Source organism: Brevundimonas sp. GN22 (genome assembly GCF_054824005.1).
Genome location: NZ_JSYD01000043.1, coordinates 20,417 through 45,777, shown reverse-complemented (window position 1 = coordinate 45,777; position 25,361 = coordinate 20,417). Strand labels below are relative to the sequence as shown.

Below are 25,361 nucleotides of genomic sequence, written 5' to 3'. Positions count from 1 at the left end.
AGTGGCTGACATAGGCCCACCAGTTCTCGTAGCCTTCAAGGTCAACCGCCGGACCAAGGCTGGCCGTCAGTTCCTCGGTCCAAATCTGGTTGATGCGTTCGACGGAGACTTCGCCCTTGGCGCGTTCATCGTGGAATCGGGTCTCGAAGCGGTGGAAGGCGATCTGGCGCACCACCGTGTTCAAACCATCCTCGATACGGCCCGCCAGCAGGGCGCGGCGGTCCTCGTCCGTCGCCTCGGCCAGCAGACGGTCGAACGTCAGACCCTCGGCAAAGATCGAAGCCGTCTCGGCCAGCGTCAGCGGCGTGTCGGCCAGCAGGCCACCCTGCCCCGCCGCCAGCGTCTGGTGAACGCCATGGCCCAGTTCGTGCGCCAGCGTCAGCACATCGCGGCGCTCACCCATCCAGTTCAGGAAAACATAGGGGTGGGCGCTCGCCGTCACAGGGTGCGAATAGGCCCCTGACTGCTTGCCCGCACGCGGACGCGCATCGATCCACGGACGATCAAAGAACCAGTTGGCGCGTTCGGCAAAATCACCGCCCAGATCGGCAAAGCTGCTGAGCACCAGTTCCTTGCCGCCCTGCCAGTCATAGGTCTTCGATCCAGCCTGACCGATGGGCGCGTTGCGGTCCCAGTGGTTCAGCTTGTCCTTGCCCATCAGCTTGGCCTTCAGGGCGTAATAGCGGTGAGCGATGCGCGGATAGGCTTCGGCCACGGCCTCGGCCATCGCATCCACCGACTCGCCGTGCACTTCATTGGCCAGATGGCGGCTGTCGGCGGGGCGTTTGAAGCCGCGCTTGCGATCCTCCAGCGCCTTTTCGGCGGCGATGGTGTTCAGCACCATACCCATCGTGCGGGTGATGCCGTTGAACGCCTCGGTCATAGCCTTGCCCGCAGCGGCACGCTTGGCCTCGTCCTTATCGGTCAGGCGGTTCAACCCTTCGGACAGGGTCAGCTTCTCGCCGTCCACATCCGCCCGCAGCGCCGCCAGCGTCTCGTCGAACAGGCGCGACCACTGGGCCTGTAGCGGCCCGCGCTCGGCGATGAAGGTTTCCAGCTCTTCGGACAGTTCATGCGGCTTCATCGCCCGCAGGCGGCGCAGCCACGGTGCCCAGCGGCGGGCAGGTTCATGCGCTTCGAGAGCGGCCTTCACGGCCTCGTCGTCGAGTTGGTTGATTTCCAGCGTCACCCACACGGTCGGCGTGGCGATGGCAGTGATCTTTTCGCGCACATCGGCTTCAAAGCTCTGGGCCTGCGCATTTTCGCGGTCGGTCGAAGCGCCGAGGAAGGCAAATGCGCCCAGCGCCCCGAGGATCTCGCTGGCCTCTTCATAGGTGCGGATCACCTCGTCCAGCGCCAGACCCAACTCGGCACCCGACAGTGCGGTCAACTTGCCTTGATAGGTATTGAGCTGGTCCACCAGTGCACGGGCGCGATCCAGATCGGTCTGGATGCGGGCATCCTCACGCGAGGCATAGAGGTCAGACAGGTCCCATAGGGGGGCGTCGGCGAATTCGGTCGGCTTGACGGGCGCGTTCATAACTATGTTTGTGGGGTCTGGATGCTGCGCTGACAAGGGTTTCAGGGCTTCATCCCTTGTTAGACTGCTGTTCTGTGTCATGCTCCGCGCAAATATCGACCGGGGCACCACCATGGACCACCTGTTTTCACCGAATGCCAGACCGCGACTGGGGCGGCAGCGCGACGACGACGGGACAGGGCGGCTGATCTTCCGGTTGGCGGTAGGCCTGCTTCAGGGCGCATTGCTCTTCGGCCTTTATCGCGCGACCGAGTTTCGGGACATCAACACAGGCCCCCTAGCAGCGTGGGCGCTTGTCGCTTCATTCGCTCCGCCTGTCTGGCTTGCGGCAGTCGGTCAGATGCCCGTTCGGGCGACGGTCATCTGGGGCGTCATCGCTACGGCTATACTGGGCGGTTTGGGATTGGCCAGCGGGTTGATCGATAACGCCTACAGCTTCCCTGTCATGATGGTGTGCCTGCCCGCAGCCTTGTTCTGTGCGCATCACCTGATCGTGCCGGCTGTCCAGTCGGGCCAGATCGTCGCCCCCTATGCGAACTATTACGAGACGGCCTGGAAGGCAGGCATCCAGCTTGTGTTGGCGCTGATGTTCCTCGGCGTCTTCTGGCTCATCCTCTGGCTGGGTGCGGCCCTGTTCAACGCCATTGGCATAGGCGTCGTAGAAGACATTATAGAGAACAAGGCATTCGTATTCTTTGCCTCGTCTCTGGTGTTCGCGCTGGGCGTGGAACTCACCGATGTGCGCGAAGGCCTGACGCAGGGTATCCGCACGGTCGCGCTGACCTTGCTTTCGTGGCTGCTGCCCGTCGCCGTGCTTTTGGCCGGTGCCTTCCTGATCGCCCTGCCTATCGCAGGCTTTTCCAAGCTCAATACCTCGCTCAGCCCCGCAGGGCTGATGCTGGCTTCGTCTGCGGGCCTGATTATCCTGATCAACACTGTCTATCAGGACGGGACCGAACACCTGTCCGGATCTGGCATGCTGCGCATCATTATGCGCGTGGGCTGTGTGTTGCTGCTGCCGATGACCCTGTTCGCGCTATGGGCCGTTGGGGTGCGCATCGGCCAATATGGTCTGACGGTCGAGCGCGTAATCGCCATTACCGGCGCGATGATCGGGCTGATGTACGCCTTGGGGTATGTCGCCGCACAGTTCGTGGGCGCGGGACGCAGTGAAGGCTGGCTGCCGCTATTGGAGCGCACCAATGTGGCTGTGGGAGCGGTAACTGCCGCGACCTTGCTGGCCTATTCGACGCCTTGGCTGAACCCGATGCAGCTATCGATCAACAGCCAGCTTTCGCGCTTGAAGTCGCCGACCCTTGATGCGGACGACATTCCCTATCGCTGGCTTGGCTGGCAGTCCGGCGCGCGAGGCCGTGCGGCGCTCGAGGAACTGGCCAAGTCCGAGGATGCGGAGATCGCCAAACGTGCCAAGGCGGCGCTAGACAATCGCTATACGCAGGTCAACCAGCCCGACCAGCCCTCTCGCATCGTGTTCTATCCCGAGGGCACCAAAGCCCCGGAAGGCTTCCCGCCACCCAATATCTGCACGGCACAAGAGTGCGCGGCGCGCCTTCTGGATGTGGACAGCGATGGCACACCGGAGGTCGTCGTGAACTATAATGGCTCAAGCTTTGGCGTGTACAAACGGGACAGCGAAGCTAACTGGAAGCGCGTTGGCATGTACCAACCCCGCGATGCATGCCGGTCGATCCCCGGAGACGGCGAAAAAATAAAATTGACCGAGCCGAAACTGTTACCGCCCTTTGGCCCCGTTCCGATGGAGCTGGACGGTAAGGTGTTTGATTTCGCGGTAGAACACGATTGCAGCGCAACCTCTCGTTAAGCTTAGCCATTAACTTAGCTAGTGTTTTTGGGAAACCCGTTCTTCATTAGTGCCGTTTAGAGACAGGAACATCAGTGACCGTTCCTCGTCAAAATAAGACGGCACTAAGTGATGTGAGGGGTGTCTACCCATGGCCAAGACCGTTCTGGTTGTCGACGATGATCCGACCCAGCGCCGCCTGATTCAGGCGGTTCTGGAGCGTGAAGGTTATGCCGTCGTCCACGCCGAAAATGGTGGCGAAGCCATCGACCGCCTGACCAAGGGCGGTGGTGCCGATGTGGTGCTGCTTGACCTTGTCATGCCGGGTGGTCCGTCGGGCCTCGAGACGCTGGCCGAACTGCGCACGGCGGGGGTGAACATCCCTGTCATCGTGCTGACGGCCAATGGCGGTATCGAAACCGTCGTCCGCGCCATGCAGGCCGGTGCGCAGGACTTCTTCATCAAGCCCGTCGGTCCCGAGCGCCTTCTGGTTGGCGTGCGCAACGCCCTGCAGATGACGCAGCTCACCGCCGAGATCGGTCGCCTGAAGAAGCGCACCACCGGCCGCACCAGCTTTGACGACATCGTCGGCGACAGCCCGCCGATGCGCATGGTCAAGGCCCTAGGATCCCGCGCCGCCAAGTCGTCCATTCCCGTTCTGATCACCGGGGAAAGCGGCGTCGGTAAGGAAGTCATCGCCCGTGCCCTGCACGGTGCTAGCCCCCGCGCGGGCAAGCCGTTCATCGCGGTCAACTGCGGTGCGCTGCCGGCGAACCTCGTTGAGTCCATCCTGTTCGGCCACGAAAAGGGTGCCTTCACCGGAGCCCATGAAAAGCACGCCGGCAAGTTCGTAGAGGCCAATGGCGGCACGTTGTTCCTCGATGAAATCGGCGAACTGCCGCTGGATATCCAGGTCAAACTGCTGCGCGCCCTACAGGAAGGCGAAGTCGATCCGGTGGGCGGCAAGCGTCCCGTGAAGGTCGACGTGCGTATCGTCTCGGCGACCAACCGCGATCCGGCCCAGCAGGTAAAGGAAGGGGCATTCCGCGAAGACCTTTTCTATCGCCTGAACGTCTTCCCGATCGAGGCCCCTGCCCTTCGCGAGCGCCGCGAGGACATTCCCGCCCTGATCGACCACTTCATCACCCGCTTCAATATCGAAGAGAGCAAGCGCATCGTCGGCTGTTCGCCGGAGACGATGGCCCTGCTGCAGGCCTATGACTGGCCGGGCAACGTGCGCCAGTTGGAGAACACCATCTATCGCGCGCTGGTGTTGGCCGATTCTCCGATGTTGCAGCCGCACGACTTCCCGGCAATCTCGGGCGTTGCGGCTCCGTTGGATGCTCCGGTCGCGGTCATGGAAGGCCCCGACGGCGAAGCCCTCTCAACCTCGACCGAAACGGCTCAAAGCTCATCTCCCGCGCCCGATAGCCCGATCCGCATTACCGACGAGCGCGGCCACGTCCGCACGCTGGAAGAGATCGAGCGCGATCTAATCCAGCATGCCATCGAAGTCTATTCCGGCCATATGTCGGAAATCGCCCGCCGTCTCGGCATTGGTCGCTCGACCCTGTACCGCAAGGTTCGCGAACAGGGCCTTGAGGACCACATTAAGGAAGCGGGCTAACCGCTAACCTCCCCGAACCTTCAAACCGGTTCCGGCCCGTAGCGGTTGGGACCGGTTTTTCCTTTGAGGGCCAGTACGATCACCAGCGCAATCAAGGACAGCTGACCCAGCATTAGAACAAGAAAGTTCAGCATGAAGGTGATCATGAATGACGGGTCGCCGGTTGCGTCGGTCAACATCGAGGCCAACATGCGCATCCAGAACACGATGCCCACGCCATAAAGCGCCAAGGGAATTAGGGCCCAGCGCCCCGACAAGCCCCGGTCATGAAGCCTACGCGTCACCGCCGCAGACAGCAACAGCGCAACGACAACCAGCATGATGGCCAAAGGCACCAGCATCCCGCTGTAATCCATCGGCGGCATCCCCGCCGGATCATGGATGACGACATGGACGTTGGTGGCAGAACGGTAGACGCTCGCTTGGTCAGGGTTCGCTTCTGCAAAGGCTAGCGTCTGGTCGAACTGCTGGAGCATGGCCGGAACAATGGCGACAGTCATTAGAACCATGCTGACCGCCATGATCACCCCTGCATAGGGCCAAAACTCGGATCGACGATCACGACCCTGAAAATCCCGCAGCTTTTTGAAGCCCCTAGCAATACTGTTCATCAACATTCCCCCTTCGCGACATGTGACATTGTTCTGATTTGGAGCAAGCAGCGAAGCATGCTGAAACCTTTGCCATTGTTGAGATGAGGAGGGGTTTTTGAAACAATCAGCCTACACCGTCATGGCCGCCGCGTTGGTGCTCTGCGCCTGTGGCCAGTCACCGCAATCCGCAACCAGCGAGACCGCTGCACAGCCCGCTTTGGCTCTTCCTGCTAGTTGCGAGGGACACCCCCTTCTGCCCGCAATGCCCGACGCCGTAGCCATCGGCGGCAAGCCGGTCACGGCGATCAACTGCGAAGCCTATTCCGTGGAGATGGTGTGGGGCGAAGCCGGTAGCAGCACCTCAATCATCCTCGTCGATTCCCAAGGCCCCCTCGGAGACGTGCCCGCAGGCATGGCGCAGATGGCCGAGATGGGACGCACCCTGCCGCTGCAAGCCGCCAAGACGGCGCTACAGATGACCGCAGGTATCGAGGAGATGGCCAAGGCTGCCCCCGCCGCACTGGCGGAAATGGGCGGTCCCGATTTCCTGTCCTCCGTAAAGGAAGGCAACGGCCTGCGTTACGCTATCGAGGTCGAAGCCAAGGACACTGGCGGCAAGGTCGGCACCCTGATCGGCACGGTCAAAGACCGCTACGCCCTGACGATGAATATTGAGCAGGACAACCTTGTGGGTCTGGCTGCGGGGGAAGCGGCCTATGCGCCGTTCCTGAACGCCATGAGCGTTGGGAAGCTGCCGTAAGACTATTCGTCGTTGATATCGCGCGAGGGGTACGGTTTGCGTGCCCCTCGTTTTCGTTGTGGCGGGCCGTTGTCCTCGCCAATAGCCTTTTTGGCAATCTCTTTAAGCTTACGCCCCTGCATCGCCGACAGAGCCTGACCGGGGCCACCCAGTTCGGGATCGCCAAAGGCTCGGCCGTGTTCTTTCACCCGCTCGCTGACCGAGGTGAGGAACTCGTCCTCCCATTCGGACAGCGAAACGCCCGCCTTCTCAGCAGAGCGGCGGGCGCGTTTCAGAGCGTTCAAGGCCGCCCGCTGGGCAGCCTTGCGCTGTAACTCATAGGGACTGGGTGGCGGCTTTCGTTTCAAGCGCGTCGCCAAGGCCCAAGGGGCTTAAACTTCGCCCAGAGCCGACAGGTACAGGTCGAGGATTGCTTCCTCTTCCTGACGCTTGGCGCGGTCCTGCTTACGGATGCGGATGACCTTGCGCAGGACTTTCACGTCATAGCCCTCGCCCTTGGCCTCGGCGAAGACCTCCTTCATGTCTTCCATGACGGCTTTCTTGTCTTCTTCGAGGCGCTCGATGCGCTCGATGATGGTGCGCAGACGGCCTTGGGCCGCGGCGGTCATGACGTCTGGGTTTTCGAAGGATGCATCGTCCAAGGTGGACCTCCGGCGATCTCGGGAAAGGAAAGATTGGCTGGCGACTAATCACGCCCGCGCCGTCGGCTCAACCCACAGATTCGAAAAACACCGTAGCGGATTCGCTGTGACCTGATTCCACGCACGAAAAAGGCCATGGACCGGAGCCCATGGCCTTGTGGAACTGTGTGTCCACCAACTAGACATCCGCAGCTTCGTAAGAAGCGGCGGCGTCACGCGTTCCTTAGCCTTGCTTGGCTTTGAAGCGCGGATCGGTCTTGTTGATCACGTACAGAACGCCCTTGCGGCGAACGATTTTGCAGTCGCGGTGGCGACCCTTGAGCGACTTCAGCGAGCTACGGACCTTCATGGTCGGACGTCCCGTATGATTGGAGGCCCGTGAGGGCGGAAAAATAACGAAGCCGCGAGCAAACCCGCGGCGGAGCGGTGCCTATAGAGAGCTATGGCCGCGACGTCAACACCGGACGCCTTTTTACAAAGTCCCCGAAGGCGGTGAAATCACCATATCTGCGGGAATTGCGCCGGAAGTTTAACGCGCATTAAGTCTTTTCACGGAAACCCCTTTTCCTTTCGCGCACTTGTGAGTGGTCGAGAATTTTGAGGACGTTACCCTAGTGTTCATGCGTATTACCCTCCGCCTGATGTTGGTGGCATCGGTTGCAGCCTGCACACCTATCGTGCCCGTGACCGCTCCCGCCCCCACTGCCCCCCCGCAGTCCGGAACGCCCGTCGCCCCGCCGGCAGAGCCCACGAACACGACACCAGCGGCCCAAACGGACCTCAGCGGTGCTTATGACGCCGTCAGCTTTGACCAGTGGCGCAATGGCTTTCTTGATCGCCACGGCGGGAACCGTCGCTGGGAGTACGCCCGAGAGTTGGAGGGTCTTACCCCCAATGCCAGCGTGATCCGACTGGATCGCAACCAACCCGAATTCTCGCGTCCGGCCGGCACCTATATCCAGAACGCCACCGCGCCCTCACGAATCGCCATGGCTCGCCAGCGGGTAGACCGCGTGCCGTGGTCTGTGCCGCAACGATTCGGCGTGCCTACCGAGATCCTGCTCGGCATCTGGGCGCAGGAGAGCGCCTTCGGTGCCGTTCAGGGCGACTTTGACGTCATTCGCTCTCTGGCCACCCTTGCCTATGATGGCCGCCGCCGCGCCTGGGCCGAGGAGCAACTGAAATACGCGCTTGATATCGTTGTGGACGGCAAGCGAGACCGCGCCGGCCTGAAGGGCAGCTGGGCCGGAGCCATGGGCCAGACCCAGTTCATGCCGGACAACTATCTGAAGCTGGGCGTCGACCAGAACGAAGACGGAAAGGTCGACATCTGGGGTTCGGACGCAGACGCTCTGGCTTCCGCAGCCAACCTGCTGGCGCAAGCGGGCTGGAAGCGTGGTCAGGGCTGGGCCTATGAAGTCATCCTGCCGTCCAACTTCGACTACACCGAAGCCGAAGGTCCCAAGCATCCGTGGTCGTATTGGCAATCGCGTGGCGTTCGTCTGGCCAACAACCAGCAACTCAACGAAGCCGAAATGGCCGAGGGCGCGACCATCCTGCTGCCACAGGGCGCACGCGGTCCGGTATTTCTGGCCCTGCCCAACCACTATGTCATCCGCCGCTATAACAACTCGGTCAGCTATGCGCTGGCCATCGGCATGATTGCCGACGGCGTGACCGGCAAGCCGGGCCTGACGGCGACTTGGCCCAACGACGGTCCCTTGACCCGCGAACAGCGCGTCGGTGCCCAAACGGCCCTGACCAGGATGGGATACGACACCCAAGGCGTCGACGGTGTAATCGGTGCCAACACCCGCGCTGCCCTGCGCCGCTGGCAGGCTGCTAACGGCCGTGTCGCTGATGGCTATTTGACTGATACGCTGGCCGAAGAACTCATTCGCCGCGCACGCTGATCGGCATAGAGGCCCGCTCCCACCGGAGCGGGTCTTTTGGTTGCTGCGGGCATCGGATGATCGGCCTTGCTCGCCGGACTTGCCGCCTCATTCCTTTTGGTGGGTGGCAACAGCACAGGTCCGCGATGTACAGCTGAGCATTCCTGCGGGTGGTGCTGTGCTGGCCGACACCCTCACCCTGCCCGAAGGTTGCCCCAAGGCCGCTGGTGCACGTGCAGGGCAACGGGCCGCATACCCGCGACCAGAGGATCTCGGGTGCACGCAGCATGGGCCTGCTGGCAGAAGCACTGGCCGCAAAAGGCATTGCGACGGTACAGGTGGACAACTCGGGCGTGGGCCAGTCCACCGGCGAACGCATCCAGCATTTCAAACAGCGCAACGAATAGCTGGATAATGAATTCGCCGCGCGGAAGGTGAACTACCCCATAGACGGACGGCGTTTTTAACTGAGCTTCAGCTTATGAAAATCGCCGTTCTCACCCTCGATGGCTTCAACGAGCTGGATTCCTTTATCGCAGCCGGAATCCTCAACCGCATGCGCGCAAAGGGGTGGGAGGCACTGATTACCACCCCGACCCCGCAGGTCACCTCCATGAACGGGGTCACCATTACCGGTCAGAGGGGTCTGGAGTTTCTGCCCGAGGCCGATGCCGTGCTGGTGGGGAGCGGTATCAAGCGACCAAGCCATGGGTCGTCGAGGCTGGCGTGAATGTAATCGAGGCCCCCTTAGTCGCTCACGGACGCGTGGCAACGGCAGGCGGCTGTATGGCGTCGCAATATCTTGCGGCCTGGATGATCGCATCCATGGCAACGATGAAGGACGCCGAGGAAGCCATCTTCTATGTGGCCCCCGTGGGCGAGAAGCAGATTCATGTGGATTTGGCGATGAACGCCATCTCCCCCTTCATCCTGCCATCCTCACAGGCGGCCTGAAATAAAAAAACCCCGCTGTTGCCAGCGGGGTTTTTCAAATCTGCATTCCAGCAGGCCTAAGGCCTTTCCGGAGAAGCGGGCTTAGGCCGCTTGCAGTTGACCGGCCGAGGTCTTGCCCGAGCGCTGGTCGCGCTCCAGCTCGTACGACACGGCTTGACCTTCATTCAGGCCATTCATGCCTGCACGCTCAACTGCCGAGACGTGAACGAACACGTCGCCGCCGCCTTGGTCAGGAGCGATGAAACCAAAACCTTTAGTCGGGTTGTACCACTTGACGATACCAGTAGCCATTTGAATGACCTCCGTAGAAAGAAATCGTCAGAAAACATTTCTGAGGACTGTCGGGGTCTAGGGGAACGGTAGATCTCAATGCGAACAAAGAAGATAGAGCGTTGCGCAGAGATTTTCGACAAAACCAAGATGCGCCTTTTTGATTTTTATTCAAGTGCCAAATCGAAAATAAATAAGTCGCGACAAGAAATACATTTCGTCATTCCGCCAAAATCCCCAGCATTTCTAGGAAATCAGCCCTCAAAAACTTGAGCACAAAAAAGATAAAGCCCCGCGGTTTTCACCACGGGGCTTCAACTTTTCTTGGGGCAACAAGCTTAGCCCTTCACGCGCCACGTCGCGCCGGTGGGGCCATCCATGACCACGACGTCGAGCTCGTTGAGACGATCCCGAATGCGGTCCGCCTCGGCCCAGTTCTTTTCAGCACGGGCGGCAGCGCGTTGCTCCAGCAGGGCTTCGACCTCAACCTTCAGGGCATCGTCACCACCGGTGAACCACTGCTCGGGCGTCATGGACAACACACCGAGCAGATCAGCACCTTCGCGCAGGCTCCAGCGGGCCATGGCCAAATCATTGATGTCGGCCTCGGCATCGTTCAGCAGGTCGCGTAGGGCATTACCCAGAGCGAACAACTGGGCAATGGCACCGGGCGTGTTCAGGTCGTCGTCCAGCGCATCGAGCAACGGATTCAACTCCTGCTCGGCCAACTCCATTTCCGGCTCTTCGAGCGTGTCGTAGTCGAAGTCGCTCAGCTTGGCGTCGGCATCGCGCAGCACGCCGTACAGACGGTCTAGGTTCTTGCGCGACTGTTCCAGCAGGTTCTGGTTCCAGTCCAGCGGTTGGCGATAGTGGGCACTCAGCAGGGCCCAACGCACAACCTCGCCCGGCATGGCCTTCACAAGGTTGTTCAGCAGCAGGACGTTGCCGATCGACTTGGACATCTTCTCGGCGTCCACCGTCAGGAAGCCGTTGTGCATCCAGTAGCGGGCGTATTCATCGTGCGCGTGGTCGGCATGTGCATGACCGTGGGCGCAGACGCCCTGCGCGATTTCGTTCTCGTGGTGCGGGAAGGCCAGATCGATACCGCCGCCGTGGATGTCGATCGGTAGGCCGAGGTTCTTCTCGATCATAGCCGAGCATTCGATGTGCCAGCCCGGACGTCCCTCGCCCCACGGAGATGCCCAAGACGGCTCGTCCTTCTTGGACGGCTTCCACAGCACGAAGTCGTGCGGGTTCTTCTTATAGGGAGCCACTTCCACGCGGGCACCGGCGATCATGTCATCCAGATTGCGGCCCGACAGAGCGCCATAGGAGGGATAGGACGACACATCAAACAGCACATGTCCCTCGGCAGCATAGGCGCAGCCGCTGTCGATGATGGCCTGAATCTGCTGGATGATCGCATCCATATGGTCGGTCACGTGCGGGGCCATGTCCGGCGGCGATACGTTCAGCAGCGCCATGTCCGACAAATAGGCTGCTTCATAGCGCGAGGTGACTTCGCCGATAGCGACGCCTTCCTTGGCGGCCTTGGCGTTGATCTTGTCGTCCACGTCGGTGACGTTGCGCGCATAGATCACCTTGTCCTCGCCATAGGTCTTGCGCAGCAGACGGACCAGCACGTCGAACACCACCGGCGGGCGCGCATTGCCGATGTGGGCATAGTCGTAAACGGTCGGACCACACACATAGAGTGTCACCCGGTTCGGATCGCGCGGCTCGAACAGGCGCTTTTCACGGCGCAGGGTGTCATAGATATGCAGGGCCATTGTATAAAAGTCTTTGTGCGAGTTTTCTTGCAGGACGTACCAAACGTCCCATATAGCGGCCTGATAAACAGTCCGCGCGTCCTGATAAACCATTAGGGGTGCGGTAGTCGCCTATATTCACGGGACGCAAACGCGTCCCCCTCGGAAACGATCTTCATGACCACGCCCGCCAAGCCCGTTCTCGCCGCCAATGAAGGCGCTATCGTGCGCCCCAGCCGCGAACAGGCGCTGGAGGCCGTGCGCACCCTGATCGCGTGGGCTGGCGACAACCCTGATCGTCCGGGCCTGATCGACACGCCAAAGCGCGTGGTTGATGCCTATAGCGAATGGTTCGACGGTTACGACGCCGACGCCTCCAAGGAACTGTCGCGCACGTTCGAGGACGTGACCGGCTATGACGACATGGTCATCCTCAAGGAGATCGAGGTCGAGAGCCACTGCGAGCACCACCTTGCCCCGTTCCTCGGCAAGGCGTGGGTCGCCTATATTCCGGGCGAAAAGGTTGTCGGCATCTCCAAGCTGGCCCGAGTGGTCGAGATCTTCGCCCGCCGCCTCCAAAATCAGGAAACCCTGACCAACGACATCATCGAGGCGATTGAACAGCACCTGCAGCCCAAGGGCGTGGCGGTCATGGTCGATGCGGCCCACCAGTGCATGACCACCCGTGGCGTGCATCACCGCCACGTCACAACCGTAACGACGCGTTTCACCGGCGTATTCAAACAGGACAACGCTCTGGTCGAGCGATTCCTGAAGCTGGCCAAAGGCTGATTCACGCCTCCATTTCGCAGACCAACGGTTTGCGTATCGCGTTCAAGGGGATGAATTCATTCGCTGTGCGAAGTTTCACCCCCTAATTTCGCAAGCTTATTTCGTCCTGTGACGTTTTGGGCCGAAAGACGGGTTTACAAGCCGTCAATCCGACGCCAAGAACTAATCCAGACTTTCAGTGCAGCCCGCCGTATCGGTTGGGCCATGATGAGGACGAGATCGCATGGGTGCGAAGCTTGGTGGCGGTAAGGGTGGTGCTTCTCAGAACTCTGAGATCAACGTCACTCCGTTCGTAGATATTATGCTGGTTCTGCTGATCATCTTCATGGTCGCGGCACCGATGGCAACCGTTTCGATCAAGCTGGACCTGCCGCCGGCAGTGCCTTCGGCTTCGAACGAAAAGCCGAAAGAACCGGTTTACGTCTCCATCCAGAACGGTGGTGACCTGTACATCGCAGACAAGAAGACGGCTCTGCCGACTCTGGCTGCTGACGTCTGCGCCGCTCAAGGCGCTGTCGCTGACTGCCGCGAAGAACGCGTCTTCGTCCGCGCTCAGGCTGACGTGACCTACAACGAGTTCATGGAAGTGATGAACACCCTGCAGGAAAACGGCATGTTCAAGGTCGGCCTGCTGAACGAAGACATCGAATAGTCTTCGGCTTCATCGCCTACGGATTTAAGGGCTGCATCTTCGGATGCAGCCCTTTTTCTTTGCCTGAACGTCAGCTTGGCCCTTGCGCGACTGCCAAGTTCATCCCCCAATGCAGGCTCAGTATCCTGAGGGGGATCATCCCATGCGTCGTCGCACCTTCCTGACCGCCCTGCCCGCCGGAGCCGCTCTGGCCGGAGCCCTGCCCGCCAATGCAAGCGCCACGCAGGCGACACCGCCCGCACCGCGCAGCCGCCCTGCCCCCACGCCGCCTGACCAGGTGGTCGGCATGGGCGACCGGATCACGGGGGCGAAGTATGTTGGACGCTCGACCGTTTGGGGCCAGCATGGCGCGGCGGCGACCGCGCACCCCATCGCCACCCTTATGGGCATAGAGACGCTGAAACGCGGCGGATCGGCGATCGACGCTGCCATCGCCATTAACGCGGCGCTTGGCTTCCTCGAACCCACCGGCAATGGCATTGGCGGCGATGCCTTCTGCATGCTGTGGGACCCGAAACAGGGCAAGGTCGTGGGCTTTAACGGCTCCGGCCCCTCGCCTCGCCTGCTGGGGCTGGAGACCGTTCGCAGCCGCGCCAAGGATGGCCTCTTGCCCCGTTATGGGGCGGTGACGGTCAATGTGCCCGGTACGGTCGATGCATGGTGGAGCGCCCACCAGAAATACGGAAAGCTGCCGTGGAAGGATGTGCTGCTGCCCGTCGCCGAGCTGTGCGAACAGGGCGTTCCGGTGCCGCAGGTCATCGCCTTCTATCTCGAGCGCAACATGGCTGTGTTCGAGCGCAACCGCGATGTGATCGAAGAACACGACAACCGCCGCAAGGTCTATGCCCCCAATGGCGAGACCGCCAAGACGGGCCAGATATTCGCCAACCCCGATCTAGGCCGCACCCTGCGCCTGATCGCCGAGGGCGGGCGCGACGCCTTCTATAACGGCCCCATTGCCGATGCCATCGAGGGCTATTTCAGCCGCATCGGCGGCTGGATGACCAAGGCAGACCTGAATGCCCACCAGACCGAGTGGGTCGAGCCGATCCGAACCAACTATCGCGGCGTGGATGTCTATGGTCTTGGCCCGAACACTCAGGGGCTGTCGACCAACCAACTCCTCAACATCTGCGAACAGTTTGACCTGAGGGCCATGGGCTTCCAGTCGGCGGCCTCGATCCACCATCAGGCCGAGGCCAAGCGTCTGGCGTTCGAGGACCGTGCCAAATGGTTCGCCGACGCCCGTTTCAGCGAAACGCCCGTCGAATGGCTGAACTCCAAGGCCTATGCCGCCGAGCGCGCCCGCCTGATCAACCCCAACCGCGTGATGGACCGCGTCTTCCCCGGCGATGCGCCGACGCAGGGCGACACCACCTATTTCAGCGTCGCCGACAGCGACGGCATGATGGTCAGCTGGATCCAGTCCAACTATCGCGGCATGGGCTGCGGTCTGGTGGCCGATGACGGCGCAGGCCGCACTCTGGGTTTCATGTTCCAGAACCGTGGCGAGATGTTCGCCACCACCGACGGCCACCCCAACATCTACGCCCCCGGCAAACGCCCCTTCCACACCATCATTCCGGGCTTTGCCTGCAAGGATGGCAAGCCGTGGATGGCCTACGGCGTCATGGGCGGCGGCATGCAGCCGCAGGGACAGGCCCAGATCATCATCAACATGGTCGATTATGGCCTCGACCCGCAGGAAGCGGGCGATGCACCGCGCTGGCAGCACTATGGCACCACCGAGCCGACCGGAGAGCCCGCCGCCGCTGGCTCGGGCAAGCTGCATCTGGAAAGCGGCGTCCCCGCCGCCACCAAGGCCCGCCTGACCGAAATGGGCTGGAGCCTAGGCGAGCCCGACGGCGGCTTCGGCGGCTATCAGAATGTCATGATGCAGCAAAACTCCGACGGGCGCTGGACGTATGGCGCGGCATCAGAGATGCGTAAGGACGGGTTGGCGCTGGCTTATTAAATTTAAAAATAACCTTGATACCCCTAAAAGCGTAGCCATATCTAACTTCAAACGGAGAACCATATGGCTAACAAATTTCAAAAAGGTGACGTTGTCAGACTCAAGTCTGGAGGCCCTGCAATGACGATTGCACACGTACCAGGGGAACCTATGAACTCGTTCAGTGCCAGTAAGTATGAAGAATATACTTGCCAATGGTTCAAGGGCGCTAACGCCGAACGCGGAAAATACGTCGAAGAAGTACTAGAACTTTACGTCACACCCCAATGACCATAGATGAAGCCGCTGAATGGATGCTTCAGCAGTTTAAAAATTGTGGATTTCTTTATCAGGAAACTGCTGCAAGCTACCTCTTACAATATAATAAAGAGCAGCTCGCGTATTACGACGCAAATAGCAATGCTTGCGTCGGAAAGGACGTTCTCAAAGCTTTTAACAAGCTAACGCCGCAGGCAGTATACGAGAGAAGCGATAAATTCTGGCGGATGCGCCTTACTACGGACCAACCCGGTCGACAGCAGTAGATGAACGCCCTGCTTTATCGGCAGGGCCTTTAACATTACCCCAGCGCCTCAATGGCCTTGGCGGCGATGTGCTTCGCGTTGAGGCCAGCCTCGTCGTACATGGCGGCGGGGCTGTTGTGGTCCTGGAAGATGTCCGGCAGGTGCATGGTGCGGATCTTGAGGCCGCGATCCAGAGCGCCCTTTTCGGCCAGCATCTGCAGCACAAAGGCACCGAAGCCGCCCATAGCCCCCTCTTCCACCGTGATCAGCACTTCATGCTCGCGTGCCAGACGCAGGATCAGCTCCTCGTCCAGCGGCTTGGCGAAGCGGGCGTCGGCGACCGTGGTCGAGATACCGGCCTGTTCCAGCGTTTCGGCGGCCTTCAGGCTTTCCTGCAGGCGGGTGCCCAGCGACAGGATGGCGACCTTGGTGCCTTCCTTGACGATGCGGCCCTTACCGATTTCCAGCGGCTTGGCCAGTTCGGGGATTTCCACGCCTACGCCGTCACCGCGCGGATAGCGGAAGGCCGACGGGCGGTCGTCGATTTCCAGCGAGGTAGAGATCATGGCGGCCAGCTCGGCCTCGTCGGCGGCGGCCATCAGCACCATGCCCGGCAGAGCGCCCATGAAGCCGATATCGAACGATCCGGCGTGGGTGGCCCCATCAGCCCCTACCAGACCCGCACGGTCCATGGCAAAGCGCACCGGCAGCGACTGAATGGCCACATCGTGGACGACCTGATCGTAACCGCGCTGCAGGAAGGTCGAATAGATGGCGCAGAACGGCTTCATGCCGTCGGCAGCCATACCGGCTGCGAACGTCACGGCATGCTGTTCGGCAATGCCCACATCGTACACACGATCCGGGAAGGCCTGACCGAACAGGTCAATGCCCGTGCCCGACGGCATGGCGGCGGTGATGCCGACAATGCTCGGATCGGTTGCTGCGTGCTTGATCAACTCGGTGCCGAACACCTTGGTGTAGCTGGGCGCGTTCGAGATGGCCTTGGCCTGCTTGCCGGACTCCACGTCGAACTTGACCACGCCGTGATATTTGTCGGCGCTGTTCTCGGCAGGGGCATAGCCCTTGCCCTTTTGGGTCACGACGTGGACCAGCACCGGCTTGTCGGTGATGGCCAGCGCGTTCTTCAGGATCGGCACCAGATGGTTCATGTCATGACCATCAATCGGACCGATGTAGTAGAAGCCCAGTTCCTCGAAGAAGGTGCCGCCGGCAACCATGCCGCGGGCGTATTCCTCGGCCTTGCGCGCGGTCTCGCGGATGGGGCGCGGCATGTGGTCGACGAACTTCTTACCGAAGTTGCGAACGCGCTGATAGGCGTCGCCCGAAACCTGTTTGGCCAAATAGGCGCTCATGGCGCCGACCGGCGGGGCGATCGACATGTCGTTGTCGTTCAGGATGACCATGAACTGGCCGTCCGTCGCCTCGATGGCGTTGTTCATCGCCTCATAGGCCATGCCCGCCGTGATCGAGCCGTCACCGATGACGGCCACGACCTTGTTGTTCTCGCCCTGCTGATCGCGGGCAGCGGCAAAGCCCAGACCCGCCGAGATCGAGGTAGAGGCGTGGGCGGCACCGAACGGGTCGTATTCGCTCTCCGAGCGCTTGGTGAAGCCCGACAGTCCACCACCCTGACGCAGCGTGCGGATACGGTCGCGACGGCCCGTCAGAATCTTGTGCGGATAGCATTGGTGACCGACATCCCAGATCAGGATGTCCTTGGGCGTATCCAGCAAGTGATGCAGCGCGACCGTCAGTTCGACCACACCTAGGCCCGCGCCCAGATGCCCGCCCGTCACCGAGACAGCATCGATGGTTTCGGCGCGCACCTCGTCCGCCAACTGTTTCAGTTGCGGGATATCAAACCCGCTCATGTCGGACGGGAAGCTTACGGTGTCGAGCAAAGGGGTATTCGGCATAGGGGCTTAATAGCCTTCAAAGGCTGGGACGCGAAGGTCGATAATAGCCATAACCCGCGAAGGGTCATGGCGGTTCGTATCAAAGTCTTGTGCAGAAACGATGGATTATGAGCGGCGCTTGAGCACCAGATCCACGCTGGCCTTGAGGATGTCGCCATCGTGGCCGAACAGATCAAGGTGGGCGCGGGCCTGATCGGCCAGATGCGCGACCCGTTGTCGCGCAGCATCCACGCCCAGCAGAGTAACGAAATTGATCTTGCCCAGAGCAGCATCCTTGCCGCCCGCAGCTTTGCCCATTTCCTCGGCCGAGCCTTCGGCATCCAGCACATCGTCAACGATCTGGTAGGCCAGACCGATGTCGTGCGCGAAACCAAGAAGCGCCTGGCGCTGGGCATCGCTGGCGTCGGCCATGATAAGCGGGATTTCAAAGGCGTTGGCGAACAGGGCACCGGTCTTGAGGCGCTGCATACGCGCAACCCCGCCCAAATCGTCGCGTACACCCAGCAGATCGATCATCTGGCCGCCGGCCATGCCTTCCGCACCGGCGTTTACGGCCAGCCGGCGAACCAGCTCACAGCGCACAGCGGGGTCCGCGTGGGTAGATTCGTCAGCCATGATCTCGAAAGCGACCGTCTGTAGGGCATCGCCTGCGAGGATGGCGGTCATCTCGTCATATTCGATGTGCACGGTCGGACGCCCGCGACGCATGTCGTCGTCGTCCATCGCCGGAAGGTCGTCGTGCACCAGCGAATAGGCGTGGATGCACTCCAGCGCACAGGCGGCGCGCAGCAGCTCACCCTCATCGAGGTCGAACAGACGGCCTGCTTCCATGGTGAAGAACGGACGCAAACGTTTGCCCGGACCCAGCGCCGCATAGCGCATGGCTTCGGTCAGTCGAGCCTCGGGGCCAGAGCCGCGCGGAAGAAGTTTGTCGAGCGCCACGGTGACCATGTCAGCCACATCGGCGACACGATCAATCACGGCTTGTTCGGGCGAATTCGCCGCAAGGATGGTCACGACGAGATCAACCGAAGTCGGCAGCTTGGGTGCCGGTAGCCTGTTGATCGGGGCCGACCACAATCTTCTCGACCCGCAGTTGGGCGGCCTTCAGGCGAGCCTCGCAATGCGCTTTGAGTTGGGCACCCTGCTCATAGAGCGTGATGGATTCTTCCAGACCGGCCTGACCGGATTCCAGTCGCGAGACGATACCCTCCAGCTTTTGCAGGGCATCTTCAAAGCTGAGATCAGCAGGAACGGTGTTTAAGGTCGCTTCGGTCATGGCGGCAAACTAGAGCCGTGTGGCAGGCGGTTCAATCCTCATGCCGCCATGCCAACAGGAAATGCGCTCAGGAACGGCGATAACGCCGCTGGCACCAGTATTTGAAACCTTGGTTCTCGATCAGCTTCCATCCCTCGGCCTGCAGCTTCTGGCCGATCATGTGGTTAAAATAGCCGTGTGCGAGCACCAGCACATCGCGACCGTCAAAAGACCGTTGGATCAGGATTTGTGCCGCCCTTGCCGCCCGAAGTTCGGCCTCTGCGCGACTTTCCTGACCGTCGTGGTGATCAAAGACGTGCCACCAGAATCGGGCCACCACGCCCCACAATCGCGGCGGCAGTTTGAACCAGTCGGGTAAATGCGGCGGAGGCAGCGGGGCTTCGACAAAGACGCTGTCCGTTAGAAACTGGCGATCACCCGCGACGGCGCGCGCGGTTTCCTGTGCTCGGCGAAGCGTCGAGGCATAGAGCGTCCCTGCAACTGCCGCCGTTCGAACGAGACTGTCCGGCGGCGTCTGCCCGGCGGACAGGCCTCCCGCATCGTACCTCGCCCACCAGTCGCGATATTCCTCGGCACTCAGCCAGCATTTACGCGACAGAGCGGGTTTGCCGTGGCGTGCCAATATGATGTCGCCGTATCGCGAAGGCGATCCCTCCTTGGTCACGGTGAACTCCGTTCGACTGAACCTCGATGGTTAGACAGCGATTGCGACACTCGCAACCCGTGCATGGTCGAACAAAGCACAGGATGGCGTCCCGATTTCGGGGGCGCTAAGGATGCGGGCATGAGCGAATACCTGATCCGTCCCGCCGAAGACCGCGACCTCGAAGCCCTGTCCGCCTTCAGCCGCCGCACCTTCGTGGAAACCTTCGTGGACGGCTTCGGCATCCCCTACCCTGCCGACGATCTGGAGGCGTTTTTCCAAAAGAGCTTTAGCCCCGAGGCGCTTCGTCCGCGCATCCACGACGACGAGTGCGTCTTTTGGATTGCCGAACGCGACGGCCAGATCCTCGCCCTGTGCCACGCCGGTCCCAACGACCTGCCGCACGAAGACGCCAAGGCGGGCGAGATGGAGTTGCGCCGCCTGTATGTCGGCAAGGAAGCGCAAGGTTTGGGCCTCGGCACTGAACTGCTGAAACGCGCCTTGGCCTGGATGGAAGAACGCACCACCGGAGCCCTATGGATCGGCGTCTGGAGCGGCAATCTGAAGGCTCAGAAACTGTATGCAGCCTATGGGTTCGAGAAGGTCGGCGGCTATGGCTATCCGGTCGGGGAATGGATCGATCAGGAGTTCATCCTGCGCCGCGCCTGATCGCGCTCGCCAACGTCAGATAATCCGGTAATCTAGCCCGATGCTCCTGCCCTTCTTTACCGCGCTTCGCGACCACAAGGTTCCTGTGTCCATGAAGGAATGGCTCCATCTGATGGAGGCCATGGACAAGGGCGTGTCGGGCCTGCAGGTCGATGACTTCTATCACTTGTCGCGGGCGGTGCTGGTCAAGGACGAGAAACACTACGACCGCTTCGATCAGGCGTTCGACAAGGCCTTCAAGGGGCTGGAGACGATGGGCGCGGGCGAGGACCTGACCACCGACATTCCCGAGGACTGGCTGAAACTCATCAACGAGAAATACCTGACCGACGAGCAAAAGGCCGAGATCGAGGCCCTGGGCGGTTGGGACAAGCTGATGGAGACGCTGAAACAGCGCCTCGAGGAGCAAAAGGAACGCCACGAGGGCGGCAATAAATGGATCGGCACCGGCGGCACCAGCCCGTTCGGCCACGGCGGCTATAACCCCGAGGGCGTCCGCATCGGCGGGCCGGGCCGTCATGGCCGTGCGGTAAAGGTCTGGGAAAAGCGCGAGTACAAGAACCTCGACGACAGCGTTGAACTGGGCACCCGCAACATCAAGGTGGCGCTGCGCCGTCTGCGTCGCTTTGCCCGCACGGGCGCGCCGGATGAGCTGGACATCGACGGCACCATCGATGGCACCGCCCGTCAGGGCTGGCTGGATATCCAGATGCGGCCCGAGCGCCGCAACACGGTCAAGGTGCTGATTTTCTTCGACATCGGCGGCTCGATGGATGGTCACATCAAGATGTGCGAGGAGCTGTTCTCGGCCGCCAAGACCGAGTTCAAGAACCTCGAGTTCTACTACTTCCACAACTGCCTGTACGAAGGTGTGTGGAAGGACAACCGCCGTCGCCACGCAGAGCGCATTCCGACCTGGGACCTGATCCACAAATACGATAGCGACTGGCGCGCCATCTTCGTCGGCGACGCCAGCATGAGCCCCTACGAGATCACTATCCCCGGCGGCTCGGTCGAGCACTTCAACGAGGAGGCTGGCGCGGTGTGGATGAAGCGCGCTCGCGAACAGTGGCCCAAGTCGGTCTGGCTCAATCCCCTCCCCGAGCGCCACTGGCGCTACACCCAGTCGGTCGCTCTGCTGCGCGAGTTGATGGAAGAGAAGATGTATCCCCTGACCCTCGAAGGGTTGGACGGGGCGATGCGCACGCTGACGAAATAGCATAAAGGCCGCCCCTTACGGAGCGGCCTTTTCTAATCTCGGGTTAGGCGATTACTTGCCGCGAAGGGCGTCTTTGGCCCCGCCGACAGCGTTCTGGACCTTGCCTTCGACCTGATCGGCCTTGCCCTCGGCTTTCAGCTTTTCATCGCCGGTCAGGTTGCCGATACCCTCTTTGACTTTGCCACCGATATTCTTGGCAGCACCTTCAATGCGATCTCTATCAGCCATGGGTTAGCTCCATTTCCGGGACAGCACGGAACGCGCTGCCTACAGTAAAAGAACGTATGACCCGACGAGCCGTTCCGGTATTAAGCAGTCCGATCTTGTCTAGACCTGACGCGCTCGCCACCGCATCCAGCAGGTAATTGCCCACGCATGGGCTTCATGCCTGACGGACGCGAGCGCATTATCGGGCGTAAGCCAGACCAGTTGATGATCTGCCTCCTGCTTGTTTGCAGGGGTCGATCCGGCGATCTGCATGGTCCAGAAAGCGCTCACATTATTCAGCGCCTCACCGTCCGTGCGCACAAAGTATTGCGAGGCCTCGGTCAGGCGATCTATGGGCGTGACATCTAGCCCTGTCTCTTCGCGAAACTCGCGTGTCAGAGCCTCGGCTTCGGTCTCTTCACCCTCGACCGCGCCGCCAGGGAGATCGAAATAGGGTCCCTTGTCACGCGTAATGCGCACGCAGGCGATAAGACCGTCGCGCTCGGCAATCCCGAACACGGCGGCGCGGTGGCGGTACTCAACACCCGCCTGCGCATGGCCAAACTGCAGTTTCATCTAACGGCTTCTACAGGCCGTCGTGCGATTTGCGAACAGGCGCGGCCTTAAACAAAAGTTGCGCCCGCGTGCCGGGATTCAAGGACTGATAGGTTATCTTCGTCCCCAGGTCGGTCGCCATGGCGTCCATTATCTGGCTGCCCAATCCCGTCCCCTGCGCCGCATCGCCCGACAGGCCAGCACCGTCGTCTTCGACCGCCAGCAGGACGGTATCCGCATCCGGTTGATTGGCGAGCACGCGAATCTCGCCGCCCTTGCCTGCCGGATAGGCGTATTTGACCGCATTGGTGACCAGTTCGGCCACGACAACGCCGAGCGCTACGGCCTGATCGGTGGAGACCCAGACAGGGTCCGCCTTCAGGGCCAGTTTCGGGCCCTTGTCCGAAGACATGGACGAGGCCAACTCCTCGACAAGGCCGCATAGATACCCGTCCAGAGCGACACCCGACACATCACCCGAGGTGTAGAGGCGGCGGTGGACCTGGGCCACGGCTTCGATACGTGCCTGCACCTTGGACAGCGCATCGTGAGCGATCTCGTCAGTCACCTGACGGCGCTGGAGGTGGATGAAGCTGGTCACAAGTTGCAGCGAGTTACCGACGCGGTGGTTCACTTCGCGCAGCAGGGCCTCTGCCCTGTCGCGTTCGCGCAGGATTTCGATCTGGGATTCCTGCGACTTCTGCTCGAGACGCCGGCGTTCCAAAGCGTCCTCGACGGCACGGATCAGCAGGTGCGTAAAGTCGTCGGACGCTTCCTTGATGACATAGTCTGCGGCACCCGCACGCAGGGCCGAAACGGCAATCCGGCCATCCTGCGCCCCGGTCACATAAACAACCGGCGGCGCATTCTCGAGCAGCAGGATTTCGGGCAGAATTTCCAGACCGTCGCGGCCAGGCATGTGATGGTCCAAGGCGCAAACGTCGTAGGTTTCGCTGCCCAACATGGTTAATCCGACGTCGCCGTCGGAGGCCAGATCCACCTTGTGCCCTTCGCGCTCGAACTGCTTCTGGATCAGTCGCCCAAGCGCGGGATCATCATCAATGTAAAGCAGCCTGAACAGGTTAATCACTCTGCACTAATGGTGGGGGCCTGAATGACAGATAGGAACAAACCAAGCTGGCGAATGGCCGAGGCAAAAGCATCGTAATCCACCGGCTTGGTAATGTAGACATTACAGCCGAGGTCATAGCAATGTTGTATCTCTGTCCGGTCATCCGTGGTGGTCAGGATAACGACCGGTGCGCGCCGCAGGACCTCGTCCCCCTTCACCTTGGTCAGGATATCCACGCCCGACATGTCGGGCAGGTTCAGGTCCAGCAGGATCAGGATGGATGAGTCGTGGCTGGCGTCATCACTCAACAGATAGTTCAGCCCGTCCTCACCATTATCGAAGTGAAGAATATCATTCGAGATATTGGCGCGACGAATGTTCTTTTCGATCAGCTTTGCATGCCCGTGATCATCTTCGATCATCACGATTTTTACAGAGTTACTCATATCCATCCTTACAGTGCGCGGGGCGCGAACGTTCGGGGCAGACGGATACGGAATGTCGTGCCTTCGCCCACGTCCGACTCCACCGTGATTGAGCCGCCGAGGCGGCGCACAGTGTTGCGTACGAATGCAAGCCCCAGTCCCTCGCCGGGCTGGTCCTGACGTCCTGAACGGCGGAACAGTTCGAACACGCGTTCATGGTCCTTGGGCGCAATACCACGTCCGTTGTCTGTGACCTCGAATTCCACCTCCTGCCCGCTCAAATCCTTACCCTTAATCGCTAACAGCAAAGATTGTTCCGGTTTCCGGTATTTGATGGCGTTGTCGATCAGGTTGCCGAAAATCTGCTCGATAGCCATGCGGTCGTTAACGATGCTCGGCAAGTCCCCGACCTCCACACGGCCATCGCCCGCCGACAGGGGGTGGGCCACAGCATCCACCAACCCCTTCACAAGCTGGTTCATATCCAGCTCATTCGGCGTCAGCTCGCGTCGACCGTCACGCGAAAGCTGAAGGATGGCTTTGATCAGCCCATCCATCTTGCTGGTCGAGGCGCGGATGAAGCCGATGGCCTCCGGTGCGTCTTCGCGGATTGCCAGCGCGGTATCCTCGGACACAGTGTCTGGATGCTCGACTTCCAGCTTGGCGATCAGGGCATCGACCTTGCCGGAGATACGCTCCAGTTCCGAGGTATAGCCCATGACGTTGACGAGAGGCGCGCGCAGATCGTGGCTGACGATATAGGCGAACCTCTGGATTTCCTCGTTGGCCCGTACCAGTTCCGAAGTACGTTCGCGGACCTCGGCCTCAAGGCCAGAGTTCGCTCGGTCCAGCTCCCGCTGGGCCTTGAGCAGGTCGCCAATCTGGCGGCGTACAAGCCCCGCACCGATGATCCCCAGAACCACAATGAGCAGTCCCGCAAACACACTGAAGGCCGTGGTGTACTGGCGCGAGCTGGTCGCCGCGCTGGTGGCCGCCTCCGTCCTGCGGTCAATGGCATTGGAGATCTCGGCGACTTCCAGTCGCATGGCGTCCATCAGGGCCTTGCCGTGACCGCTGCGAACCGCGCCAACGGCTTCGCCAATCCGGCCCTGACGGGTCATATTGACCGTATCAATCATCAGTGTGCGCCGAGCTTCGTACAGGCTGCGGACCCGCTCCAGACGCGGCGAAAGCTCGGGGTCGTCGGCGATCAATTCATCCATCGTCTCTACGACCGAGGGGATCTGGGTGAGCGCATTGTTATAGACTTGCAGATAGGCGGGATTAGCCGTCAGCATGAAGCCACGCTGTCCCGTCTCGGCATCTGTCAACAGGCTGACCAATTGCCAGCCCGCAATCTGGGTGCGGTGGCCGTGGTTCTCGATCGCCGTATAAGCCGCTGTCTGACGCAGCATGTAGAAGGTGGCGATATTGGTCACCAACAACAGCACAAAGGCCGCGCCCAGCAGCAGCAAGAGCCGCCTGTACAACGGCTGGGACTGACGAATAAAATTTAGAGAAGCGATTTCGAGGCGGGGGCGAGATTTCATAAACGCACTTTT

General features: G+C 60.9%; 30 protein-coding genes. 14 read left to right on the top strand and 16 right to left on the bottom strand.

Going from position 1 to position 25,361, the window contains the following annotated elements:
- Positions 1 to 1,540 (bottom strand): M3 family oligoendopeptidase (locus OB03_RS06900; RefSeq protein WP_461343638.1); only part of this gene is annotated, 1,540 nt, incomplete at its 3' end.
- A gap of 79 nt (positions 1,541 to 1,619) precedes the next feature.
- Between OB03_RS06900 and OB03_RS06895 the strand changes: the two genes are divergently transcribed.
- Together OB03_RS06895 and OB03_RS06890 are read left to right on the top strand one after the other, a co-directional pair.
- Positions 1,620 to 3,383 carry a DUF4153 domain-containing protein gene (locus tag OB03_RS06895; RefSeq protein ID WP_461343637.1) on the top strand — a complete coding sequence of 588 codons (1,764 nt, stop codon included), beginning with the start codon at positions 1,620 to 1,622 and terminating at the stop codon, positions 3,381 to 3,383.
- Between the two features lie 130 nt (positions 3,384 to 3,513).
- Entirely contained in the window at positions 3,514 to 4,989 is a 1,476-nt protein-coding gene (locus OB03_RS06890; protein WP_461343636.1) for a sigma-54-dependent transcriptional regulator, read from the top strand.
- A gap of 20 nt (positions 4,990 to 5,009) precedes the next feature.
- On the opposite strand, the gene OB03_RS06885 is transcribed toward OB03_RS06890, so the two are convergent.
- A complete protein-coding gene (locus OB03_RS06885) occupies positions 5,010 to 5,606 on the bottom strand; it encodes a DUF805 domain-containing protein (protein WP_461343635.1) in 597 nt (198 codons plus the stop codon).
- Positions 5,607 to 5,697: 91 nt separating this feature from the next.
- On the opposite strand from OB03_RS06885, the gene OB03_RS06880 reads away from it, so the two are divergent.
- Positions 5,698 to 6,342, top strand: a complete 645-nt coding sequence (locus OB03_RS06880; RefSeq protein ID WP_461343634.1) for a hypothetical protein — start codon at positions 5,698 to 5,700, stop codon at positions 6,340 to 6,342.
- Positions 6,343 to 6,344: 2 nt separating this feature from the next.
- Here the strand turns inward: OB03_RS06880 and OB03_RS06875 are convergent, their stop codons facing one another.
- The 3 genes from OB03_RS06875 to ykgO all read right to left on the bottom strand — a co-directional run bounded on the left by OB03_RS06875 (position 6,345) and on the right by ykgO (position 7,332).
- A complete protein-coding gene (locus OB03_RS06875) occupies positions 6,345 to 6,689 on the bottom strand; it encodes a hypothetical protein (protein ID WP_242913901.1) in 345 nt (114 codons plus the stop codon).
- Between the two features lie 24 nt (positions 6,690 to 6,713).
- Entirely contained in the window at positions 6,714 to 6,983 is a 270-nt protein-coding gene (gene gapR / locus OB03_RS06870) for a nucleoid-associated protein GapR (protein ID WP_461343633.1), read from the bottom strand.
- A gap of 223 nt (positions 6,984 to 7,206) precedes the next feature.
- On the bottom strand, positions 7,207 to 7,332 hold the full coding sequence (gene ykgO, locus OB03_RS06865; RefSeq protein WP_003165750.1) for a type B 50S ribosomal protein L36: 126 nt from the start codon (positions 7,330 to 7,332) through the stop codon (positions 7,207 to 7,209).
- A gap of 271 nt (positions 7,333 to 7,603) precedes the next feature.
- Here ykgO and OB03_RS06860 point away from each other — a divergent pair, with 271 nt between their 5' ends.
- The 4 genes from OB03_RS06860 to OB03_RS06845 all read left to right on the top strand — a co-directional run bounded on the left by OB03_RS06860 (position 7,604) and on the right by OB03_RS06845 (position 9,829).
- A complete protein-coding gene (locus OB03_RS06860; protein ID WP_461343632.1) occupies positions 7,604 to 8,896 on the top strand; it encodes a lytic murein transglycosylase in 1,293 nt (430 codons plus the stop codon).
- 206 nt (positions 8,897 to 9,102) lie between these two features.
- A complete protein-coding gene (locus OB03_RS06855) occupies positions 9,103 to 9,282 on the top strand; it encodes a hypothetical protein (RefSeq protein WP_461343631.1) in 180 nt (59 codons plus the stop codon).
- A gap of 74 nt (positions 9,283 to 9,356) precedes the next feature.
- Positions 9,357 to 9,605, top strand: coding sequence for a type 1 glutamine amidotransferase family protein (locus OB03_RS06850; RefSeq protein WP_461343630.1), 249 nt, complete (start codon positions 9,357 to 9,359; stop codon positions 9,603 to 9,605).
- A 56-nt stretch (positions 9,606 to 9,661) separates the two neighbouring features.
- On the top strand, positions 9,662 to 9,829 hold the full coding sequence (locus OB03_RS06845; RefSeq protein WP_461343629.1) for a hypothetical protein: 168 nt from the start codon (positions 9,662 to 9,664) through the stop codon (positions 9,827 to 9,829).
- Positions 9,830 to 9,910: 81 nt separating this feature from the next.
- On the opposite strand, the gene OB03_RS06840 is transcribed toward OB03_RS06845, so the two are convergent.
- Entirely contained in the window at positions 9,911 to 10,120 is a 210-nt protein-coding gene (locus tag OB03_RS06840; RefSeq protein WP_242913898.1) for a cold-shock protein, read from the bottom strand.
- Between the two features lie 317 nt (positions 10,121 to 10,437).
- Entirely contained in the window at positions 10,438 to 11,889 is a 1,452-nt protein-coding gene (gene cysS / locus OB03_RS06835; protein ID WP_242913897.1) for a cysteine--tRNA ligase, read from the bottom strand.
- A 156-nt stretch (positions 11,890 to 12,045) separates the two neighbouring features.
- On the opposite strand from cysS, the gene folE reads away from it, so the two are divergent.
- The 5 genes from folE (at position 12,046) to OB03_RS06810 (ending at position 15,811) form a co-directional block, all read left to right on the top strand.
- Entirely contained in the window at positions 12,046 to 12,660 is a 615-nt protein-coding gene (folE, locus tag OB03_RS06830) for a GTP cyclohydrolase I FolE (protein WP_461343628.1), read from the top strand.
- Positions 12,661 to 12,883: 223 nt separating this feature from the next.
- Positions 12,884 to 13,312 (top strand): biopolymer transporter ExbD, encoded by a 429-nt coding sequence (locus tag OB03_RS06825; protein WP_242913895.1) that lies wholly within the window; start codon positions 12,884 to 12,886, stop codon positions 13,310 to 13,312.
- A gap of 142 nt (positions 13,313 to 13,454) precedes the next feature.
- Positions 13,455 to 15,287, top strand: coding sequence for a gamma-glutamyltransferase family protein (locus OB03_RS06820; protein ID WP_461343627.1), 1,833 nt, complete (start codon positions 13,455 to 13,457; stop codon positions 15,285 to 15,287).
- A gap of 63 nt (positions 15,288 to 15,350) precedes the next feature.
- Complete coding sequence (locus OB03_RS06815) at positions 15,351 to 15,557, top strand: YodC family protein (protein WP_461343626.1); 207 nt, start codon at positions 15,351 to 15,353, stop codon at positions 15,555 to 15,557.
- On the top strand, positions 15,554 to 15,811 hold the full coding sequence (locus OB03_RS06810; protein ID WP_461343625.1) for a DUF6953 family protein: 258 nt from the start codon (positions 15,554 to 15,556) through the stop codon (positions 15,809 to 15,811). Before OB03_RS06815 ends, OB03_RS06810 begins: the two co-directional genes overlap by 4 nt.
- A 35-nt stretch (positions 15,812 to 15,846) precedes the next feature.
- Here the strand turns inward: OB03_RS06810 and dxs are convergent, their stop codons facing one another.
- The 4 genes from dxs to OB03_RS06790 form a co-directional block, all read right to left on the bottom strand.
- Entirely contained in the window at positions 15,847 to 17,730 is a 1,884-nt protein-coding gene (gene dxs / locus OB03_RS06805; protein ID WP_461343624.1) for a 1-deoxy-D-xylulose-5-phosphate synthase, read from the bottom strand.
- Between the two features lie 105 nt (positions 17,731 to 17,835).
- On the bottom strand, positions 17,836 to 18,681 hold the full coding sequence (locus OB03_RS06800) for a polyprenyl synthetase family protein (protein WP_461343639.1): 846 nt from the start codon (positions 18,679 to 18,681) through the stop codon (positions 17,836 to 17,838).
- A gap of 73 nt (positions 18,682 to 18,754) precedes the next feature.
- A complete protein-coding gene (locus OB03_RS06795) occupies positions 18,755 to 19,009 on the bottom strand; it encodes an exodeoxyribonuclease VII small subunit (protein ID WP_461343623.1) in 255 nt (84 codons plus the stop codon).
- Positions 19,010 to 19,076: 67 nt separating this feature from the next.
- Positions 19,077 to 19,673, bottom strand: coding sequence for a histidine phosphatase family protein (locus tag OB03_RS06790; RefSeq protein ID WP_242913889.1), 597 nt, complete (start codon positions 19,671 to 19,673; stop codon positions 19,077 to 19,079).
- A 120-nt stretch (positions 19,674 to 19,793) separates the two neighbouring features.
- Here OB03_RS06790 and OB03_RS06785 point away from each other — a divergent pair, with 120 nt between their 5' ends.
- Positions 19,794 to 20,321: a GNAT family N-acetyltransferase gene (locus OB03_RS06785; RefSeq protein WP_242913888.1), complete on the top strand. Its 528-nt coding sequence runs from the start codon at positions 19,794 to 19,796 to the stop codon at positions 20,319 to 20,321.
- A gap of 40 nt (positions 20,322 to 20,361) precedes the next feature.
- Positions 20,362 to 21,540: a vWA domain-containing protein gene (locus OB03_RS06780; RefSeq protein ID WP_461343622.1), complete on the top strand. Its 1,179-nt coding sequence runs from the start codon at positions 20,362 to 20,364 to the stop codon at positions 21,538 to 21,540.
- Between the two features lie 51 nt (positions 21,541 to 21,591).
- Here the strand turns inward: OB03_RS06780 and OB03_RS06775 are convergent, their stop codons facing one another.
- From OB03_RS06775 to OB03_RS06755, 5 genes are all read right to left on the bottom strand, one after another.
- Positions 21,592 to 21,768 carry a CsbD family protein gene (locus OB03_RS06775; RefSeq protein ID WP_242913886.1) on the bottom strand — a complete coding sequence of 59 codons (177 nt, stop codon included), beginning with the start codon at positions 21,766 to 21,768 and terminating at the stop codon, positions 21,592 to 21,594.
- Between the two features lie 99 nt (positions 21,769 to 21,867).
- Positions 21,868 to 22,323, bottom strand: a complete 456-nt coding sequence (locus OB03_RS06770) for an NUDIX domain-containing protein (protein WP_461343621.1) — start codon at positions 22,321 to 22,323, stop codon at positions 21,868 to 21,870.
- Between the two features lie 10 nt (positions 22,324 to 22,333).
- Positions 22,334 to 23,392, bottom strand: a complete 1,059-nt coding sequence (locus OB03_RS06765; protein WP_242913884.1) for a sensor histidine kinase — start codon at positions 23,390 to 23,392, stop codon at positions 22,334 to 22,336.
- Positions 23,389 to 23,820, bottom strand: coding sequence for a response regulator (locus OB03_RS06760; RefSeq protein ID WP_461343620.1), 432 nt, complete (start codon positions 23,818 to 23,820; stop codon positions 23,389 to 23,391). The genes OB03_RS06765 and OB03_RS06760 overlap by 4 nt, the downstream gene beginning before the upstream one ends.
- Before the next feature lie 8 nt (positions 23,821 to 23,828).
- Positions 23,829 to 25,349 (bottom strand): sensor histidine kinase, encoded by a 1,521-nt coding sequence (locus tag OB03_RS06755; RefSeq protein WP_242913882.1) that lies wholly within the window; start codon positions 25,347 to 25,349, stop codon positions 23,829 to 23,831.
- Between the last annotated feature and the right edge of the window lie 12 nt (positions 25,350 to 25,361).

Bases quoted from the DNA above. Each gene is read 5' to 3' on its own strand.
- OB03_RS06825 (WP_242913895.1), top strand. From the start codon at position 12,884: ATGGGTGCGAAGCTTGGTGGCGGTAAGGGTGGTGCTTCTCAGAACTCT.
- OB03_RS06775 (WP_242913886.1), bottom strand. From the start codon at position 21,768: ATGGCTGATAGAGATCGCATTGAAGGTGCTGCCAAGAATATCGGTGGC.
- OB03_RS06840 (WP_242913898.1), bottom strand. From the start codon at position 10,120: ATGGCTACTGGTATCGTCAAGTGGTACAACCCGACTAAAGGTTTTGGT.
- OB03_RS06815 (WP_461343626.1), top strand. From the start codon at position 15,351: ATGGCTAACAAATTTCAAAAAGGTGACGTTGTCAGACTCAAGTCTGGA.
- OB03_RS06895 (WP_461343637.1), top strand. From the start codon at position 1,620: ATGCTCCGCGCAAATATCGACCGGGGCACCACCATGGACCACCTGTTT.
- OB03_RS06820 (WP_461343627.1), top strand. From the start codon at position 13,455: ATGCGTCGTCGCACCTTCCTGACCGCCCTGCCCGCCGGAGCCGCTCTG.
- dxs (WP_461343624.1), bottom strand. From the start codon at position 17,730: ATGCCGAATACCCCTTTGCTCGACACCGTAAGCTTCCCGTCCGACATG.
- OB03_RS06780 (WP_461343622.1), top strand. From the start codon at position 20,362: ATGCTCCTGCCCTTCTTTACCGCGCTTCGCGACCACAAGGTTCCTGTG.
- OB03_RS06800 (WP_461343639.1), bottom strand. From the start codon at position 18,681: ATGGTCACCGTGGCGCTCGACAAACTTCTTCCGCGCGGCTCTGGCCCC.
- OB03_RS06810 (WP_461343625.1), top strand. From the start codon at position 15,554: ATGACCATAGATGAAGCCGCTGAATGGATGCTTCAGCAGTTTAAAAAT.
- ykgO (WP_003165750.1), bottom strand. From the start codon at position 7,332: ATGAAGGTCCGTAGCTCGCTGAAGTCGCTCAAGGGTCGCCACCGCGAC.
- OB03_RS06770 (WP_461343621.1), bottom strand. From the start codon at position 22,323: ATGAAACTGCAGTTTGGCCATGCGCAGGCGGGTGTTGAGTACCGCCAC.
- OB03_RS06885 (WP_461343635.1), bottom strand. From the start codon at position 5,606: ATGTTGATGAACAGTATTGCTAGGGGCTTCAAAAAGCTGCGGGATTTT.
- OB03_RS06795 (WP_461343623.1), bottom strand. From the start codon at position 19,009: ATGACCGAAGCGACCTTAAACACCGTTCCTGCTGATCTCAGCTTTGAA.
- folE (WP_461343628.1), top strand. From the start codon at position 12,046: ATGACCACGCCCGCCAAGCCCGTTCTCGCCGCCAATGAAGGCGCTATC.
- OB03_RS06845 (WP_461343629.1), top strand. From the start codon at position 9,662: ATGGCGTCGCAATATCTTGCGGCCTGGATGATCGCATCCATGGCAACG.
- OB03_RS06785 (WP_242913888.1), top strand. From the start codon at position 19,794: ATGAGCGAATACCTGATCCGTCCCGCCGAAGACCGCGACCTCGAAGCC.
- cysS (WP_242913897.1), bottom strand. From the start codon at position 11,889: ATGGCCCTGCATATCTATGACACCCTGCGCCGTGAAAAGCGCCTGTTC.
- OB03_RS06850 (WP_461343630.1), top strand. From the start codon at position 9,357: ATGAAAATCGCCGTTCTCACCCTCGATGGCTTCAACGAGCTGGATTCC.
- OB03_RS06755 (WP_242913882.1), bottom strand. From the start codon at position 25,349: ATGAAATCTCGCCCCCGCCTCGAAATCGCTTCTCTAAATTTTATTCGT.
- OB03_RS06860 (WP_461343632.1), top strand. From the start codon at position 7,604: ATGCGTATTACCCTCCGCCTGATGTTGGTGGCATCGGTTGCAGCCTGC.
- OB03_RS06890 (WP_461343636.1), top strand. From the start codon at position 3,514: ATGGCCAAGACCGTTCTGGTTGTCGACGATGATCCGACCCAGCGCCGC.
- OB03_RS06760 (WP_461343620.1), bottom strand. From the start codon at position 23,820: ATGAGTAACTCTGTAAAAATCGTGATGATCGAAGATGATCACGGGCAT.